The sequence below is a fragment of the Leeuwenhoekiella sp. NPDC079379 genome (genome assembly GCF_044542075.1).
Lineage (GTDB): Bacteria > Bacteroidota > Bacteroidia > Flavobacteriales > Flavobacteriaceae > Leeuwenhoekiella.
This window is the reverse complement of record NZ_JBITTU010000003.1, coordinates 461179-478069: the sequence shown is the minus strand read 5'-3', so window position 1 is coordinate 478069 and position 16891 is coordinate 461179. Positions and strand designations below refer to the sequence as shown.

The window sequence follows — 16891 nt, the reverse complement described above, 5'->3', positions numbered from 1 at the left end:
CAGTACCTTTGTCTCAAATAATTATAAACAAGCGGCACGTGCTGCAATTAAAATATAAGATTATGAAAAAGGTATTATTTGTACTTACAAGCCACGATAAATTAGGAGATACGGGAGAGAAAACAGGATTTTGGATTGAAGAATTTGCTGCTCCTTATTATACGCTTCACGATAAGGGTATTGAAATTACAATTGCTTCTCCTAAAGGTGGTCAACCACCTATAGATCCTAAAAGTTCTGCTGAGGATGCACAAACAGAAGCTACTAAACGTTTTAACGCAGATGAAGCTTTAAAAGCTAAATTAGCGACTACAACAAAATTGTCTGAAGTTGATCAAGGTGGTTTTGATGCGATTTTCTACCCGGGTGGACACGGTCCATTATGGGATTTAGTAGAAGATAAAGATTCTATTGCTTTAATTGAATCATTTTATGCTAACAATAAACCCGTAAGTGCTGTATGTCACGCTCCAGCTGTTTTTAAACATACTAAAAGTGCAGACGGAAATTCTCTAGTAAAAGATAAAAAAGTTACTGGATTTACTAATACTGAGGAAGAAGCTGTACAACTTACAGATGTAGTACCATTTCTAGTAGAAGATATGCTTAAAGAAAATGGTGGTATTTATTCAAAAGGAGATGACTGGGGTGTTTACACTCAAGAAGATGGTCTTTTAATTACAGGTCAAAACCCGGCATCATCAGAAAAAGTTGCAGAAATTTTACTCGAGCGTTTAGCATAATAATATTGAAAATAAGTTTTCGCCTTAATAATTTACAACTCTCCCTAAAGTTGTGAAAATTAAAAGCTAAAACGTAATCAACGGATTGAACTCAGTTTCAATCCGTTTTTTATTTCCGCATCTTGAGGGTTAAATTAAGTGTTCGCAGTATAGTACAGGATAGATAAACCATAAGCTTTACGTAAACTTATACTAGCTTATTAATCTCTTACAACAGATTTTTTAAAAATGTATGAGATCTTTTCCAATTAAGCGCCTATATAAAATTAATTGTTGATTTAGCCATCAGTAGAAAAAGGTGCTTTTTATAAGCACCTTTTTAATTTATGTCAAGAATTATTAATCATCAAGAAAACTTTAACGCACTCCAAAATAATTGATGTAAAAAAAATATAATTAACTTATATACAGTTTTTTATAATACTAATTTATCTAAATATTTTGAAATTAGCATTAACACTGCTTAACATTTTAGCCATTTTTTTAATAAATCATAGGCAAAGTAGATCTCAAAATACCGCTAGTTTAGCTTTAGTAATTAAAACATAAATAAAATGAAACGATTATTTTTATATACAACAACAGCAATTTTAGGACTTTCTTTAGCTGCATGTAATACTGATGTGAAAAAGAATGATGTAGCTGCAAATACAGAGAATAAAGTTGAACTTGAAAAACCAGTTCCTCCCGCAGTAGTTATTCCAGAAGGGTATAAGCTTTATAAAAGTGGTGCTTTAAATAAAGAGTGGAAACTTTCTATGATCTATCCTGAGAAGGCATCTGTAGATGTGGTAGGCAATCAAGTAATGGTAAAATATTCTGGTGAGGATAATTCTTTTTATGGTGGTCTTACAGATGGTTTTAATATGACAGTAAGTATTGTTAACAATGAAGATTCTCAAAAATATATTCAAAACACTACACCTGAACTTATAGGTAATTACGAGATGTTTAAATACAAAGCTCCAAATAGTTTAGGGATGCAAGTAGATCATTATTTAGTTAAAATCAATACTGAGGATGAAACTGAAAGCGCATATGTAGATGTTGCGCTAGCCGTAAAAGGAAAGGACAGCAAAGAATATAACACTATGATTCTTGACATTCTTGAAACTATGCAGTGGGAAAAAGCTGCCGTATAAATTCAATATCTAATAAAATAAAGCCAAAAATCCGCTCTTAATTTAAGAGCGGATTTTTTTATGGAATCTCATCTTGATCTAGCACAATGCCACCTGATCTTTGGCACGTTCAAAATCGATCATTAATTCTTCAATTATTTCAGCGGCAGGTTTTATACTATGTATTAGACCGGCAATTTGACCTATTTCTAATTCGCCTTCTTCAAGATCTCCCTCAAACATACCTTTCTTAGCGCGTGCTCTCCCTAAAAGCTCAACAAGTTGCTCTTTAGATGGTGCTGTGGCATATAGAGCTTTTACATCATCATAAAATTTATTCTTAAGCAAGCGTACAGGTGCAAGTTCTTTTAAAGTCAACTCTGTATCTCCTTCCTTTGCAGCTATAACCTTATTTTTAAAGTTAATGTGACTACTTGCTTCAGGAGTAGCAACAAACCTGCTTCCTATTTGTACAGCATCTGCTCCTAGAACCATAGCTGCGAGCATTCCTCTTCCTGTAGCAATACCACCTGCGGCAATTAAAGGCACCTTCAATTGCTCCTTTACCATAGGTATTAGCGTAAATGTAGTAGTCTCCTCGCGACCATTATGACCACCTGCCTCAAATCCTTCGGCAACAACCGCATCTACACCTGCTTCTTCAGCTTTTAGTGCAAACTTTACGCTACTCACTACGTGCACCACAGTGATCCCATTTTCTTTTAAGTGAGAAGTCCACGTTTTAGGATTACCTGCACTTGTAAATACAATTTTGACTTTTTCTTCAATGATGATCTGCATTAGTTTATCTATGTCAGGATACAGCAGAGGTACATTAACTGCAAAAGGATTTGTAGTCGCTTTTTTACACTTTATAAGATGTTCTTTTAAAATTTCAGGATACATAGAACCTGCACCTATAATCCCTAATCCTCCTGCATTACTTACAGCACTGGCAAGTTTCCAGCCACTGGCCCAGATCATCCCGGCTTGAATTATGGGATATTGTATACCGAAAAGTGATGTGATTCTATTCAAACTAAGATATTTAAGAAATTACTCCAGACCCTAAACATTCGTTACCATTATACCAGGCTACAAATTGACCCTCGCTTATTGCTGCCTGTGGCTCATCAAACGATACGTAAAGACCAACTTCTGTTTTGTGTAGCCAAGCTTTAACCAAAGGCTGGCGGTATCGTATACGCGCTTCTACCTCGCGTGTTTCTCCTATTTGTAACTCAAGATCCTCACGTATGTAATGAATTTCAGTTTCCTGAACATACAGAGCAGAACGCAGTAAGCCGGGATGATCTTTACCCTGGCCGGTATAAATCACATTTTCCTCAACATCTGTATCTATTACAAATAATGGTTCTGGCGTTCCGCCTACGGCAAGACCTTTGCGTTGCCCTTTTGTAAAAAAATGAGCTCCCTGATGTTTACCTACTACTTTACCGTCTGTTACATTGTACTTTGGCTTTTGAGCTAATACAGCTACATCACTTACAGCAACAGCAACACTACTGGTGTTTTCTGATTGTAATGTGTCTATTTTCAACTGAGCACTTTCTGGAGTAATCTCTACAATCACACCTTCTTTCGGTTTTAATTGTTGTTGTAAAAAGTCTGGCAAACGCACTTTACCTATGAAGCAAAGTCCTTGAGAATCTTTTTTATCTGCAGTCACCAGGTTTTCGGCCTTAGCAATTTTACGCACCTCGCTTTTTTGTAAATGACCTATAGGAAACAAGGTTTTGCCAAGCTGATCCTGTGATAACTGACATAGAAAATAAGATTGATCTTTGTTGTCATCTGCTCCTGCCAGTAATTGATATACCGGTTTACCATCAACCTCAACTTCACCTTTCTGACAATAATGACCGGTCGCAACGAAATCTGCACCTAACTCCAGTGCTATTTTCATAAAAACATCAAATTTGATTTCGCGATTACAAAGTACATCAGGGTTAGGGGTGCGTCCCATCTCATATTCCCTAAACATGTAATCAACTATTCGATCTTTATATTCTACGCTTAAATCTACAGTCTGAAAAGGAATCCCTAATTTTTCAGCAACGAGCATAGCATCATTACTATCATCTAGCCAAGGGCAGTCATCTGATATTGTGACAGAATCATCATGCCAGTTCTTCATAAATAGCCCAATAACATTATACCCGGCTTCCTTCAATAAGTATGCTGAAACACTACTATCTACTCCTCCACTAAGACCTACAACAACGGTTTTCATAATCTTCAATTTGTGTTCTTTTAAGTCGCTAAACCCAATGCAAAATTACGAAACATTAAATGATACAGAGCTGCTTTTCAGATTTCAGAAAATCAATAAATAAATTTTTGTTCAACATTTTTAACTTTTAGTTAAACAAATTTTAGAAATACGACTCTTAAATTTGAAAACTAATAAAAAAAATATACTATGAAATCATTTAACAAAATCCTCCAAGTACTTGCTATAGCAGCATTTACAGTAAGCCTAACTTCGTGTAATGACGATGATGACAATGCAATTATGCCTCCAGAAACGAATACGATTGCGGATATCGTTTCTAACAGTGATGATTTTGATATCTTACTTGCAGCAGCAGTAAAAGCTGATCTTGTAGCTACATTATCTACTACAGTAAATACAGATTTAACTGTATTTGCTCCTACAGATGCAGCATTTATCACCTACTTAGGTGCTGCTGATGAAACTGCGGCAATAACGACCGTGAATTCGCTATCAAGTGATGTGGTTGCTAATTTATTACTCAATCACGTATTGGGAACTTCAGTCACTGCTTCTCAAATTACAGCGGGTTATGTAAAAGCTTTATCTACAAATGCAGATGGTGACAACCTCGATTTATATGTAGGTGTAGCTAATGGAACCGTTACTATTAATGGAATTTCAGATGTTACTACACTAGACGTAGCAGCAGATAACGGAGTGATACACGTTGTTGATGCTGTTATACCTGAAGCTACAATTGCTACTTTTGCTAGTGCAGATCCTAATTTCTCTACATTACTAGCGGCGGTAGTACAAGAAGATTTAGCTGCGACATTATCAGGTGCAGGGACTTTTACTGTATTTGCTCCTACTAATGATGCCTTTCAGGTATTAATTGATGCAGACCCAAATGACGGTATTACAAGCGCTGCAGATATTCTGGCTCTAGGGGATTCTGATACTACAACAACAAGCGCATTAGATAATATTTTAAGACATCACGTATTAGGAGCGACCGTACGAGCTGAAGATTTAAGCACTACTGCTCCTACACCTGCCACTCCATTATTTGCTGGAGGTGGTTTAAGTATAGACGCAACCGTAACACCTCCTTCTATTACAGATGGTTCTGGTGCTACATACGACATCGTGGTTACTAATGTTACCGGTACAAACGGTGTAGTTCACGCAATAACCGGTGTTCTAATGCCTGAATAAGTTAGCTGAAATTAAATGCAATAAAAAACCCTTCAAGTTTTACTTGAAGGGTTTTTACTTTTATGCGGTATAACTATTATTTCTTTTTCTGTTGTGCTTCAGCCTGCTCCATCATTTCAGAAAATTTCTTAGTGAAACGGTTTTGCTTTTTAGGTTTTGCCTTTGCTGTAGCGATTTTTGCGTGAATCTTGTTTTCATCTAAGATAAAATTTTTGATTACTAGCATAATTCCTATCGTAATCAAGTTTGAGATAAAGTAGTACAAACTCAATCCACTAGCGTAGTTGTTGAAGAAAAACAACATCATAATAGGAGAAAGATACATTAGGAATTTCATATTGGGCATTCCCGGTTGCTGCGCTTGCTGCATACTTTGACCCGTAGTCATCGTCATATATATAAAGATAGCAATAGAGGCAAGAATGGGAAATAAACTTACGTGATCACCATAAAACGGAATTGAAAACGGTAAGTCTGCAATTTTATCATAGCTAGATAAATCGTCTGCCCATAAGAAGCTTTCGTGTCTTAATGCAAATGCCGAAGGGAAAAACGTGAACAATGCATAGAATACAGGAATTTGCAACAATCCAGGAATACAACCACTTAATGGGCTGGCACCTGCCTTGCTATAAATTTTCATAGTTTCCTGTTGCTTTTTCATAGCATTATCAGCATACTTCTCATTAATCTCGTTGATCTCAGGACGTAAAACTTTCATCTTAGCCTGTGAGAGATATTGCTTGTACTGTACAGGAGATAACAATAATTTAATAGAAATCGTTAATAAAATAATAGCTATTCCTGCAGGGAAATAAGCAATTAAGAAGTTAAAAAATGGAATAATCAAGTACTTGTTGATCACCCCAAAAATACCCCAACCTAGTGGCATTGCTTCATCAATATCACGGTCGTAATTATTTAAAACTTGATAATCTGTAGGGCCGTAATAAAAATTCATTGCATAATTAAGCTCACCATTTACGGGAGTTAATAGCATTTCTGCAGCATACTTTTTAGTGTAAATCGTATCAACCTCTTCATCTTCTACAAGATCCTGTGATTTGAACGTAACCTGCTCAAATGGCTGGTCTGTTAATAAGATAGAACTAAAGAAATGTTGTCTAAAGTTTAACCAGTCAACATCTGTCTCTATAGCATCATCTTCACCGCTTTGACCTAGTTTGTCGTGATCACCTTCTTCATACTCATAGGTTAAACGTGTATATCTATTCTCATAACTTATACTTTTAGCGTGACGATATCCTTTAAGTTCCCAATCTAAATTAATGGGCTGTGAAGTATTAATTACACTTTGAAGACCTACAGTCTTAATACCGAAGCCCATCATATAATCATCTGGCTTCAATGTATAACGGTATTCTAAATATTCATTTGCAGCAACTTTAAGTTTCATAGAAAGAACCTGATTTTCTCCTTCTTTAGATAAAGAAGGTTCAAAATACATGTTCTCACTATTTAAAGTTCTGTTATCTGTAGTAGCGAAATTTAAATTAAAACGACTGTTTCCGTCCTTAATTAAATAAACAGGCAATGAATCGTAGCTTTTAAATTGCTTTAAACGCGCTTCAGTTATAAAACCACCTTTATTACTTATTTTAAGAGCTAAAACATCATTTTCAAATTCGGTAACATTATCTGTCGCAGAAGGCAGACTTGCAGAGTACGCAAAGTTTCCTAACGTTGCCTTGTAACGCTCCATAGACAAAGAGTCATTTTGAGGAGCTGCTTGCGCTAAATCTGTATTTTGAGTAGCGGCAGGAGTTACGGCTTTTTTCTCTGCATCAATTTGTTCTTGTTTTGCTTTCTCTGCTGCCCGCTCTTCTGGTGTAGGCTGGTTTTGCCAGAGCATAAATAGTAAAATAGCTCCTATTAAAAGGAACCCTATCATTGACTGTTTGTCAAATTTCTTTTCTTCCATAATTGTGCGGCAACGTGCCGTATTACTAATTTTTAATCAACTTGCGTACGTAAAATCGCGCTAGCGAAATCTACAGACGGCTTAAAGGCAATAACAATCCCACAGATTAGTTATGTGACACATTGTCTGTACTTTTTGACTTACTGTATTTTACAGCCGCCTGTACATAAGCGACAAATAGTGGGTGTGGGTTAGCTACCGTACTTTTATATTCAGGATGATATTGTACTCCTACAAACCAGGGATGATCTTCAATTTCTATAATCTCTACAAGACCCGTTTTAGGATTTGTACCTGTAACTTTTAAACCTGCTTTTTCTAACTGAGCTCTGTACTCATCATTAAATTCATAACGGTGGCGGTGACGTTCTGTAATTAGATTTTTTCCATAGACTTCAGAAACTATACTGTCTGGTACAAGCTCGCAATCCCAGGCTCCCAGTCTCATAGTGCCACCCATATGTTTAAGATCTTTTTGATCTTCCATTAAGCTAATTACAGGTGTTGTTGTAGTTGCCTGCATTTCGGTAGAATTTGCATCTTTAAGACCGGCAACATTACGAGAGAATTCAATCACTGCCATTTGCATGCCTAAACAGATTCCTAAAAACGGAATTTTATGTTCACGGGCATATTGCACTGCTTTGATTTTTCCTTCTATACCGCGTTCACCAAAACCCGGAGCGACTAACAACCCGTCAAGTTTTGAGATCTTATCATCTATAACATCCTGAGAAATAAATTCTGAATGTATGGGCTCTACCTTTACACGTACTTCATTTTCTGCTCCTGCATGAATAAACGCTTCTAAAATAGATTTATAAGAATCCTGAAGCTCTACGTATTTACCTATAAGACCTATTCTAACTTCAGCCTTAGGGTTTTTATGTCTGCGCAAAAACTCATTCCAGCGTGTTAAAACCGGTTCGTTTGCTTGAGATAGTCTTAATTTTGACAAGGTTATTGTATCTAAACCTTCTTCAAGCATCATATTAGGCACATCATAAATGGTAGATGCATCTATAGATTGTATTACTGCTTCTTTACGTACATTACAAAATAGAGCCAGCTTCTCACGCAAATCATCGCTCAATTCGTGTTCAGTTCTGCAAACTAAAATGTCTGCCTTAATACCACTTTCCATTAATGTCTTAACAGAATGCTGCGTAGGTTTTGTTTTTAATTCACCCGCTGCAGAGAGATACGGTACAAGTGTTAGGTGTATAACCAAGGCATTCTCGTCGCCCAACTCCCATTTTAATTGACGTACAGCCTCGATGTAGGGTAATGATTCTATATCACCTACAGTACCACCTATTTCTGTAAGAATGATATCATAATCCCCGGTATTGCCAAGGGTTTTAATACGTTCCTTTATTTCGTTTGTAATATGAGGTACAACCTGTACAGTTTTACCTAAAAATTCACCACGTCTTTCCTTTTCGATTACACTTTGGTAAATACGCCCGGTAGTAACGTTATTTGCTTGCGAAGTATTTACATTTAAAAAACGCTCGTAGTGACCCAGATCTAAATCTGTTTCTGCACCATCATCGGTCACGTAACATTCCCCGTGTTCATAAGGGTTTAACGTACCCGGATCAACATTTATATATGGATCTAATTTTTGAATTGTAACGCGGTAACCACGTGCTTGAAGCAACTTTGCCAATGAAGCCGCTATTATACCTTTACCTAATGAAGAAGAAACCCCGCCCGTGACGAAGATGTACTTAGTATCTGCCATCTATATCTTGATTATTTAATGCTCACTTTAACACTATGAGCACATCTACGGGATGCAAAGGTAGGTATTTAATGGCGAACACTTTTAACCCATTTGGCTATTATTTTTTTGGCTTCGCTTTTGGCTTAGGTGCAGGATATTGACGTTTAATTTTATAGATAAGCTCTTCTAATCCGTTCACTTTTATCTCATACATTTGCTCCATCATCATCCCTAATTTACCTTCAGGAAAACCTTTTTGTCTAAACCATGTAAAATAAGGTTCAGGAAGCTCTACCAGATAGCGATCCTGATATTTTCCAAAAGGCATTTTATAATGAGCAAGTTCTATAAGTTTTTCAGGATCCAAAATTATACAATTTTTATTTTATAAGAATTTAGCAAACCCGGCAAGCCTTCTTTACTAAATATAGCACCGGTTACTTTATTGTGCTCTGGAGTTAGTGTATAATTTAATGCGGAAGAAAAATCAGTTTTTTGCAGGTTTGTCTGTTCAAAGGAGGTGCCTGCAAGATCGCATTCAGTTAAAGAAATACCAGATAGATTAGCTTCTGTAAAATCTGCTTCTTTTAGCTGACATCGTATAAATTGCGAACTCGTCAAATCTACTTTATAAAAATTACTGAAATTTAAAATACAGTCGTCACAGGTAATCTGAAATAAAAATGCAGCAGAAGCATCAAAACCCATACCCAGCATTTTACAACCAATAAACTCGCAATCCTGAAATGCAGCTTTATGCAAGTTTGCGCCACTTAAATCGCAATTTTCAAAAATACAATTCGTAAAACTGAGGTTTGATAATTTAGCTTTCGCCAAAAAACAACTTTTAAAAACACAGTCTTCAAAATCAGCTACCAGAAGATTTTCGACAAAGTTATGACCATCAAAGGTTTTATCGGTTAATAGATCATTCATGCGTTAGTTTTTGATCAGATACTACAGATGCATTACGTATTAGTTTTCGGCTTAAATAATTAAACCGAATGTACAACAAGATCGCTGAAGCACTCAATCCTGCGAGTAAGCCGTACCAAATACCCTGACTTCCCATCATATCTGCCTTTCCAAAATACCAGGCCACCGGAAATCCTATTAACCAGTAGGCTACAAAACAGATCGCTGTTGGGATATTTACATCTTGCAAGCCGCGTAAAGCTCCTAAAATCACTACCTGCAGACCGTCACTTAGCTGAAATAATGCTGCAACTATAAGCAGTTGAGATGCAAGAATAATTACTTCAAGATTATCTATATAAAATTCAGGAAGTATATCTTTTAGTAAAATAAAACCAATAGCAAACACCGCTTCAATTAGAAAAACCTGTAGAAATAATGAAATGGCTATGCGTCTCATGTTAACGTAATCACCTTTCCCTTTTTGATTTCCCACGCGTATGGTGGCCGTTACACCCAAGCCTACAGCAATCATAAAAGTCATCGCAGCCAGGTTGAGGGCTATTTGGTTTGCTGCCTGCGCATTTGTACCTAGAATCCCAGATAGAAATATACACGAGGTAAATAGTGAGACTTCAAAAAGCATCTGCATTGCAGTAGGGAAACCCAGATCAAACAACTTTTTAAATATGGGTAATTTAAAAGCCTTACGTCTGGTCCAAATAAAATACGGCTTAAATTTCTTTTTCTTACTTAATATATAATACAGCATCCACAACATAAAAAAGCGGGAAATCAACGTGCCGTATGCAGCACCTACAAGCTCTAGTCTGGGAAAAATCCAGAAGCCATAAATTAGTATAAAATTAAAAAACACGTTAACCACATTTGCCACGATAGTCGCATACATAGCATAGCGTGTGTTTGACAGCCCATCTGCAAATTGCTTAAATGCCTGAAAAACCATTAAAGGTATCAGTGAGAACGCAACAATCTCCATATACGGGATTGCAAGTTTGACAACCTCAACCGGCTGGTCTAGATAGTATAGAATAGGTTTTGCAAAAAGCAACAAAATAAATAACAGAATACCATTAAGAGCACACATCACAATACCGTGGTGAAAATAATTTCTTCCCAGTTCTGTATCACCAGTACCATCTGTCTCTGCGACTAATGGCGTTATCGCAAAAGAAAAACCTATACCTAAAGAAAGGGCGATAAAAATAAGACTGTTACCTAAAGATACCGCGGCCAGCTGAGCTGCACCTAATCTCCCTACCATTATATTATCTGCCAAAGCAACAAGAATATGACCCAGTTGCCCCAGCATCACCGGGTAAGCAATCTTTAAATTTTGACGAAATTCTTTTGTATAATCAGCTAACAAAACAGCGGTTTTTTAAAGGAATGCAAAAGTAAGCTTAAAGATTAATATAGCCGTATTCTCTAATCATCCCTTTTTTAAGCCAGATAAGCACATTAATTTACAGAAGCCTTAACAGCCCTTAGTGGCGGGTATCCTTAACTTTGTTAAACTATGCAAAATGAATCTGATTACCACACTAAAGAAATACCTAAGAGTATTGAAAAGGAGGTCAAAATTGCACTTAATTTTTATCCGCAATTGACTAAAACCGTAATTGCTTTTAAATTTAAAGATGATATTAAAAAATCTACTATGCAGGCACAGCCTGTTTTTAAATCCCTTTTAAGACCTAGTAAAAAAAGAGATTATGTGATTTTTATTAGTAGAAAAGTAAAAATCGAACAGGAATCTTTTCAAATTACAGACATTCCTTCTGAAGTTTTAATAGGATGGATAGGTCACGAACTTGGTCACGTGATGGATTATAGAGAGCGTAGCAGTTTAGGCTTAATCTGGTTTGGTATCAAATATTTATACTTTCCTAAATTTATCAAAGAAGCAGAACGTGCTGCAGACACCTTTGCCGTGGCCCACGGTATGGGTGAATACATTTTGAAAACCAAAGATTTTATTTTAAATCACGCGCATATTTCTGAAGCGTATAAGGCAAGAATAAAAAGACATTACTTATCTCCTGAAGAAATAATGCAACTTATTAATGAAGATTAGAGATTAAGTGAAGAGCTATCTTAACTAAACACTTAATCCCTACTATTTCTATTACTTAATTTTTTAAAACCTATATTTAGTTAGCAGCGTGTTCTTTTACAAAAGCTTCCCATTCGGCAAACTTTTCTTCATTCATTACCTTTTCCATTTTAACCTGCCCGCCTTTCTTCTTATTAGCACCACTCCACTCGTAAAAAACTTCGGGTTTAACGGTATTTACAAAAACACCTTTTAAGGCTTTACTTCTGGCAACACCATAGTTTTTATTTGCTTCTTGTAAGCTTGCGTCAAGCTTTTCTGCAAGCTCCTCGTTAGAAACAGTGGTTTCGGTACCTAAATACCAGTAATGATAAAACTCATTATCATCAGGATTACGCTTTGCAGCAATCGTAAATTCTGGGATTTTAATATCAAAAGCCTCTTCTAACTCTTGTACTGCAGCTTCCATTTTATTGACTGAGAGTTGCGAGCCTACGGTATTTAAAAAGAACTTTGTACGACCTGTAATTTTTATCTCAGCACGTGCCTTATCTGTAAATTCAATCGTATCCCCTATTAGATATCTCCAGGTTCCTGATACGGTAGAAATAATCAAAATATAATCTTTTCCCTCTTCTACATCTGCCAGTCCTACAACAGGAGCATCCTGCACAATTGAGCCATCTTCGTTGATGTAATCAGGATTCATAGGCACAAACTCAAAGTATATCCCATTGTTTGTGACCAGTTTCATCGCATCAGTCTCCGGTCTGGCTTGAAATGCTATAAAACCTTCCGAAGCTAAGTAGGTATCAATAACGGTAATTGGCTTTCCCAATAGCGCATTAAAACTCTTTTCATAAGGCTGAAAGGCTACGCCACCAGAAGTATATACCTGAAGATTGGGCCATATCTCGTGAATATTATTGAGATTGTGATGCTCAATCACTTTTTCTAACATTAATTCAATCCAGCTTGGGATACCACTTAAAGCACCTATATCCCACTCTTCTGCTTTTTCTGCTATATGCTGTACGCGCTCATCCCAGTCTTCAATCTTCGCAATATCTTCGCCTGGCTTATAATAGCCTTTAAACCAAAATGGAATTCGGCTTGCGCTTATTCCGCTAATTTCACCTTCTTCGTGACCGTCTTTTTTAGCCAGATCAGTAGAGCTACCCAGCATCATAATATCTTTCTCAAAAAAATCTGATTCTAAATCAAAATGAGCCAAAGCCCCTACCTGCTTTATTCCTGCATTGCGTATAGCTTCTACCATATCATCTGTTACAGGAATACGCTTACTGCTTTTCCCGGTGGTACCGCTGCTTAATGCAAAATAATCTGGTGTACCCGGCCAGGTGACATCTACTTCACCCTCGTGTAATTTTGACCACCACTCATCGTTGAGACTATTGTAATCAAAAAAAGGAATTTGCTCAGAAAAGCTTAGAAGCGGGTTTTCTGACTCTAAAATAGATTCAAAACCATAAAACTGACCAAACTGTGTATTCTTAGCTTTTTCTAACAACTCTTTTAGTACTATCTCCTGCTCCTCAATAGGATTTGATTCTGAGATTATCTTATCTGAAATGTCGATTATACCTTTTATGAGTGCTCCTAAAATTGCCATGGTTAGTTTGTTTTGGATGTACTCAAAATTAAGAGACCTCGTAAAAACGAGGTCTCTAGTTATAAGAAGTTTAACAGGAATATTTTGTTATAAATAGTGTTGGGCGTGACCCTTTGGGTCGGGCCATACGCTCCAAGTCCGCGGCTCGCTATCGCTTACCTGTGGGCTTTTTGCTGCTATCCCTCACGCAGACTAAATTTTCTCATTTATATAGAATAAATATACTAATTGCATTTACCATTTATCCCCTTCTGCGTTCTAGTAAGATTAACATCATAAGCCCTAGCATAATGCGCTCGCTATCGCCCTCATCTAACTCACCTAGTTTTGTGATTTGAAACTTACGCCCAAAGAACGAAGCCTGCTTTTTTAAACGAGCTATATTTTGACCAGATTTATTGGTAACTATATAGGATGGATTAAAAAGATAGCCGGTTAACATACCGGCAACTGGGATCTCTCCAAATATTGAATCTGCTACTTTAACCCAGCCGTTTTCCTCTTCAATTGTATATTCTGGTTTATTATTTTGATCTACAATTTGATATTTTGCTTTCCATATTGAGCGCCATCCTTTTCTAACTATTTTGCCAAAGGCATTACCATCTGCATTGTAAAATGCATAAGCCGCAGAAAAATCGAGCCACCGGTCTGCCTTAATTTGATAGTTCAATTGATTCTTAGAAGTATCTCCATAAATCTGAATATCTTCTTTAAGTTTAAACATCTTCTGGCGCGCATAGGCTAAGACTTTACCATTAGAATCTGTAGCAATAAAATCATTTGACAGCGTACTTATCTTAAATACAAAGTCTATAGGAAACATTAAGTTTTTCATCTTTATAGATAAGTCATAAAATAGAACGTATAGTATTAAAAATGTACCAATTTATTGTTTAACAGGAATCACTCCATAAGTATCAAATAAATAGACAAGACTGGTCATAGTAGCCGCTCCTAACTCTAATTCTCGTTTATTAACTGCATCAAAAGTATCATTGCTTGCGTGGTGATAGTCAAAATAGCGTTGTGAATCTGGTCGTAAACCGGCTAAAACTATACCATCCTTTTTCAGAGGTCCAATATCTGCACCGCTACCACCCAGCTCAAAATAATGAATTAAATACGGCTTAAATAATGGAATCCAACTTTCAACCTGAGCAAAATTTGCAGCATCTGCATCAAAAGAAAATCCTCTGGGCGTAAACCCACCAGAATCACTTTCTAAAGCAAACACGTGATTTTCTCCTTTTTTATTTGCCACTGCGGCATATTCATTTCCGCCACGAAGGCCATTTTCTTCATTCATAAAAAGAACGACACGAATGCTGTGCTTTGGGGTGTAATTAGCAGCTTTCATTAAACGTAAAACTTCCATACTTTGTACTACGCCGGCACCATCGTCGTGACTACCGTCCCCTAAATCCCAAGAATCTAAATGCCCGCCTATAACCATATATTCATTAGGTTTCTCACTACCGGTAAGTTCTCCTATCACATTAAAAGAAGGCACATCTTCAAAGTTTTTTGAATTCATTTTCAAATAAAACTGAGTATTGTTATTCTTTTTAAGCATCTTACTTAAAAGAGCTGCACCATTAGTACTTATAGCCGCTGCAGGTAATCTTTTATCGTTGGGCAAATCGCCATAAGACATCGCACCCGTATGCGGATAATCGTCCATTCTTAAATTCATAGAACGCACAATCACCCCTACTGCACCATATTTTGCAGCCTCCTGTGCGCCAGAATATCGCTGATCTACACAACCACCATATGCAGAAAACGTCTGTATTAAATCTGCCTGCATGGGGCGATTATAAAAAACTATTTTACCTTTAAGTTTTGCCTCCCCATAATTTGCTAAATCTTCTAATCCCTGTACTTCTACTACCCCTGCTGTAATCCCAATATCTGGTGTAGCAACAGAACCTCCTAATGCACAAACAGGAACTTCTATTTTACCATCAAATCCTTCGATGTGAGCTTTTTCTGGTGCTCCGCGTTCCCATTTAGGAACCATTACCGGCTGTAACCAAACCTTATCAAGACCTAGTTTGTCGAGTTCTGCCTTTGCCCATTCTACAGCTTTTTCTGCTCCTTTACTCCCGCTTAATCGTGGTCCTACCTCATTAGACAATGCATCTAACCACTCATAACTATTACCACTTAATAATGCTAAATCGTAAAAATCACGTAATTGAGTAGAATCTTTTGTCGCTTGCGCGGAAACAGAAAAACCACTTACAAACAGGGTTGCTAAAAGGAAAAATCTTTTCAAAATAAAATGTGTTTGAGTTGAGTTTTAAAAATAAGACACTCTAGTGTCATAATCTCTTTTTAAATAAAAAAATCGCTTCAAAAGAAGCGATTTAACTATCATTTTAAACCTTAAAATCTAATCTTCAGACTTCAATTGTTTTCTATACTCATCTATATTTGCCGCCGTTTTAGCATCTAATTCTGGCTCCTTAATATCTTTGTATTCAGAAAGCTTCTCTAAAATTATTTTGGCTAAAATTAATCGAGCAGTGGGTTTGTCATCGGCAGGAACAACATACCAGGGAGCGTGAAATTTTGAGGTTTTATTCAAAGCATCTTCATAGTACTCTTGATAGGTATCCCACAATTTGCGCTCTTTTAAATCTCCTGCAGAAAATTTCCAGTTTTTATTAGGTTTGTCAAGACGGCGTAATAATCTACTCTTTTGCTCTTCTTTAGAAAGATGTAAGAAGAACTTAAAAATAATCGTTCCGTTTTCTGCGATGTGTTTTTCAAAATTATTAATCTGCTCAAAACGTTTTTCCCAGAATGCCTCATCAATATCTGAAACTTCGTGTATACCCGGCAGCTTTTCGCCTAAAATATATTCAGGGTGCACACGCGTTACCAGTACATTCTCGTAATGCGTTCTATTAAAGATTCCAAATTTACCCCGGGCAGGTAAAGCAATATAATGTCTCCATAAATAATCGTGATTGAGCTCTAATTCTGTGGGTACTTTAAAACTGTGCACTACAAGACCACGCGCATTAAAATTTTTAAATACCTCCCGTATAAGGCTGTCTTTACCGGCAGTATCCATCCCCTGAATACAAATAAGCACCGCATATTTACCGTGAGCATACATTGCATTTTGAATTTCAGCAATCGCTTTACTCACTTCGTCAAGATCGTCTTCTAGTTCACTTTTTTTACCAAAGTCCTCGTAAGTCTTTCTATCTTTAAGTTTTACAGGTGCTGTAATTTGATAATCTGCTGCTTTCATAAGTGT

At 36.6% G+C, this 16891-nt stretch carries 15 protein-coding genes; 4 read left to right on the top strand and 11 right to left on the bottom strand.

The window, feature by feature from the left end; translation table 11 throughout:
* The first annotated feature begins 62 nt into the window (after positions 1-62).
* Both ACIGAM_RS08140 and ACIGAM_RS08135 read left to right on the top strand, forming a co-directional pair.
* Positions 63-743 carry a type 1 glutamine amidotransferase domain-containing protein gene (locus tag ACIGAM_RS08140; RefSeq protein WP_396510961.1) on the top strand — a complete coding sequence of 227 codons (681 nt, stop codon included), beginning with the start codon at positions 63-65 and terminating at the stop codon, positions 741-743.
* 554 nt (positions 744-1297) lie between these two features.
* On the top strand, positions 1298-1885 hold the full coding sequence (locus ACIGAM_RS08135) for a hypothetical protein (RefSeq protein WP_396510960.1): 588 nt from the start codon (positions 1298-1300) through the stop codon (positions 1883-1885).
* A gap of 78 nt (positions 1886-1963) precedes the next feature.
* Here the strand turns inward: ACIGAM_RS08135 and ACIGAM_RS08130 are convergent, their stop codons facing one another.
* A complete protein-coding gene (locus ACIGAM_RS08130) occupies positions 1964-2902 on the bottom strand; it encodes an NAD(P)H-dependent flavin oxidoreductase (protein WP_396510959.1) in 939 nt (312 codons plus the stop codon).
* A 10-nt stretch (positions 2903-2912) separates the two neighbouring features.
* Positions 2913-4118: a tRNA 2-thiouridine(34) synthase MnmA gene (mnmA, locus tag ACIGAM_RS08125; protein WP_396510958.1), complete on the bottom strand. Its 1206-nt coding sequence runs from the start codon at positions 4116-4118 to the stop codon at positions 2913-2915.
* A 189-nt stretch (positions 4119-4307) separates the two neighbouring features.
* Here mnmA and ACIGAM_RS08120 point away from each other — a divergent pair, with 189 nt between their 5' ends.
* Complete coding sequence (locus tag ACIGAM_RS08120; RefSeq protein ID WP_396510957.1) at positions 4308-5321, top strand: fasciclin domain-containing protein; 1014 nt, start codon at positions 4308-4310, stop codon at positions 5319-5321.
* A 76-nt stretch (positions 5322-5397) separates the two neighbouring features.
* Here the strand turns inward: ACIGAM_RS08120 and yidC are convergent, their stop codons facing one another.
* From yidC to ACIGAM_RS08095, 5 genes are all read right to left on the bottom strand, one after another.
* Entirely contained in the window at positions 5398-7263 is a 1866-nt protein-coding gene (gene yidC, locus ACIGAM_RS08115) for a membrane protein insertase YidC (RefSeq protein ID WP_396510956.1), read from the bottom strand.
* 106 nt (positions 7264-7369) lie between these two features.
* On the bottom strand, positions 7370-9010 hold the full coding sequence (locus ACIGAM_RS08110) for a CTP synthase (RefSeq protein ID WP_396510955.1): 1641 nt from the start codon (positions 9008-9010) through the stop codon (positions 7370-7372).
* 100 nt (positions 9011-9110) lie between these two features.
* A complete protein-coding gene (locus tag ACIGAM_RS08105) occupies positions 9111-9359 on the bottom strand; it encodes a DUF3820 family protein (RefSeq protein WP_035899985.1) in 249 nt (82 codons plus the stop codon).
* A gap of 2 nt (positions 9360-9361) precedes the next feature.
* On the bottom strand, positions 9362-9928 hold the full coding sequence (locus ACIGAM_RS08100) for a pentapeptide repeat-containing protein (RefSeq protein WP_396510954.1): 567 nt from the start codon (positions 9926-9928) through the stop codon (positions 9362-9364).
* Positions 9921-11240 carry an MATE family efflux transporter gene (locus ACIGAM_RS08095; RefSeq protein ID WP_396511027.1) on the bottom strand — a complete coding sequence of 440 codons (1320 nt, stop codon included), beginning with the start codon at positions 11238-11240 and terminating at the stop codon, positions 9921-9923. Before ACIGAM_RS08095 ends, ACIGAM_RS08100 begins: the two co-directional genes overlap by 8 nt.
* Before the next feature lie 207 nt (positions 11241-11447).
* Here ACIGAM_RS08095 and ACIGAM_RS08090 point away from each other — a divergent pair, with 207 nt between their 5' ends.
* Entirely contained in the window at positions 11448-12005 is a 558-nt protein-coding gene (locus ACIGAM_RS08090; protein WP_396510953.1) for a hypothetical protein, read from the top strand.
* A 76-nt stretch (positions 12006-12081) separates the two neighbouring features.
* Here the strand turns inward: ACIGAM_RS08090 and ACIGAM_RS08085 are convergent, their stop codons facing one another.
* The 4 genes from ACIGAM_RS08085 to ACIGAM_RS08070 all read right to left on the bottom strand — a co-directional run bounded on the left by ACIGAM_RS08085 (position 12082) and on the right by ACIGAM_RS08070 (position 16885).
* The gene (locus ACIGAM_RS08085; protein ID WP_396510952.1) at positions 12082-13617 is read right to left on the bottom strand and encodes a GH3 auxin-responsive promoter family protein; all 1536 of its coding nucleotides are present in this window, start codon (positions 13615-13617) and stop codon (positions 12082-12084) included.
* A 241-nt stretch (positions 13618-13858) separates the two neighbouring features.
* Positions 13859-14455, bottom strand: a complete 597-nt coding sequence (locus tag ACIGAM_RS08080) for a hypothetical protein (RefSeq protein ID WP_396510951.1) — start codon at positions 14453-14455, stop codon at positions 13859-13861.
* 51 nt (positions 14456-14506) lie between these two features.
* Positions 14507-15898: a M28 family peptidase gene (locus ACIGAM_RS08075; protein WP_396510950.1), complete on the bottom strand. Its 1392-nt coding sequence runs from the start codon at positions 15896-15898 to the stop codon at positions 14507-14509.
* Positions 15899-16015: 117 nt separating this feature from the next.
* Positions 16016-16885: a PPK2 family polyphosphate kinase gene (locus ACIGAM_RS08070; RefSeq protein ID WP_396510949.1), complete on the bottom strand. Its 870-nt coding sequence runs from the start codon at positions 16883-16885 to the stop codon at positions 16016-16018.
* Positions 16886-16891 lie beyond the last annotated feature (6 nt).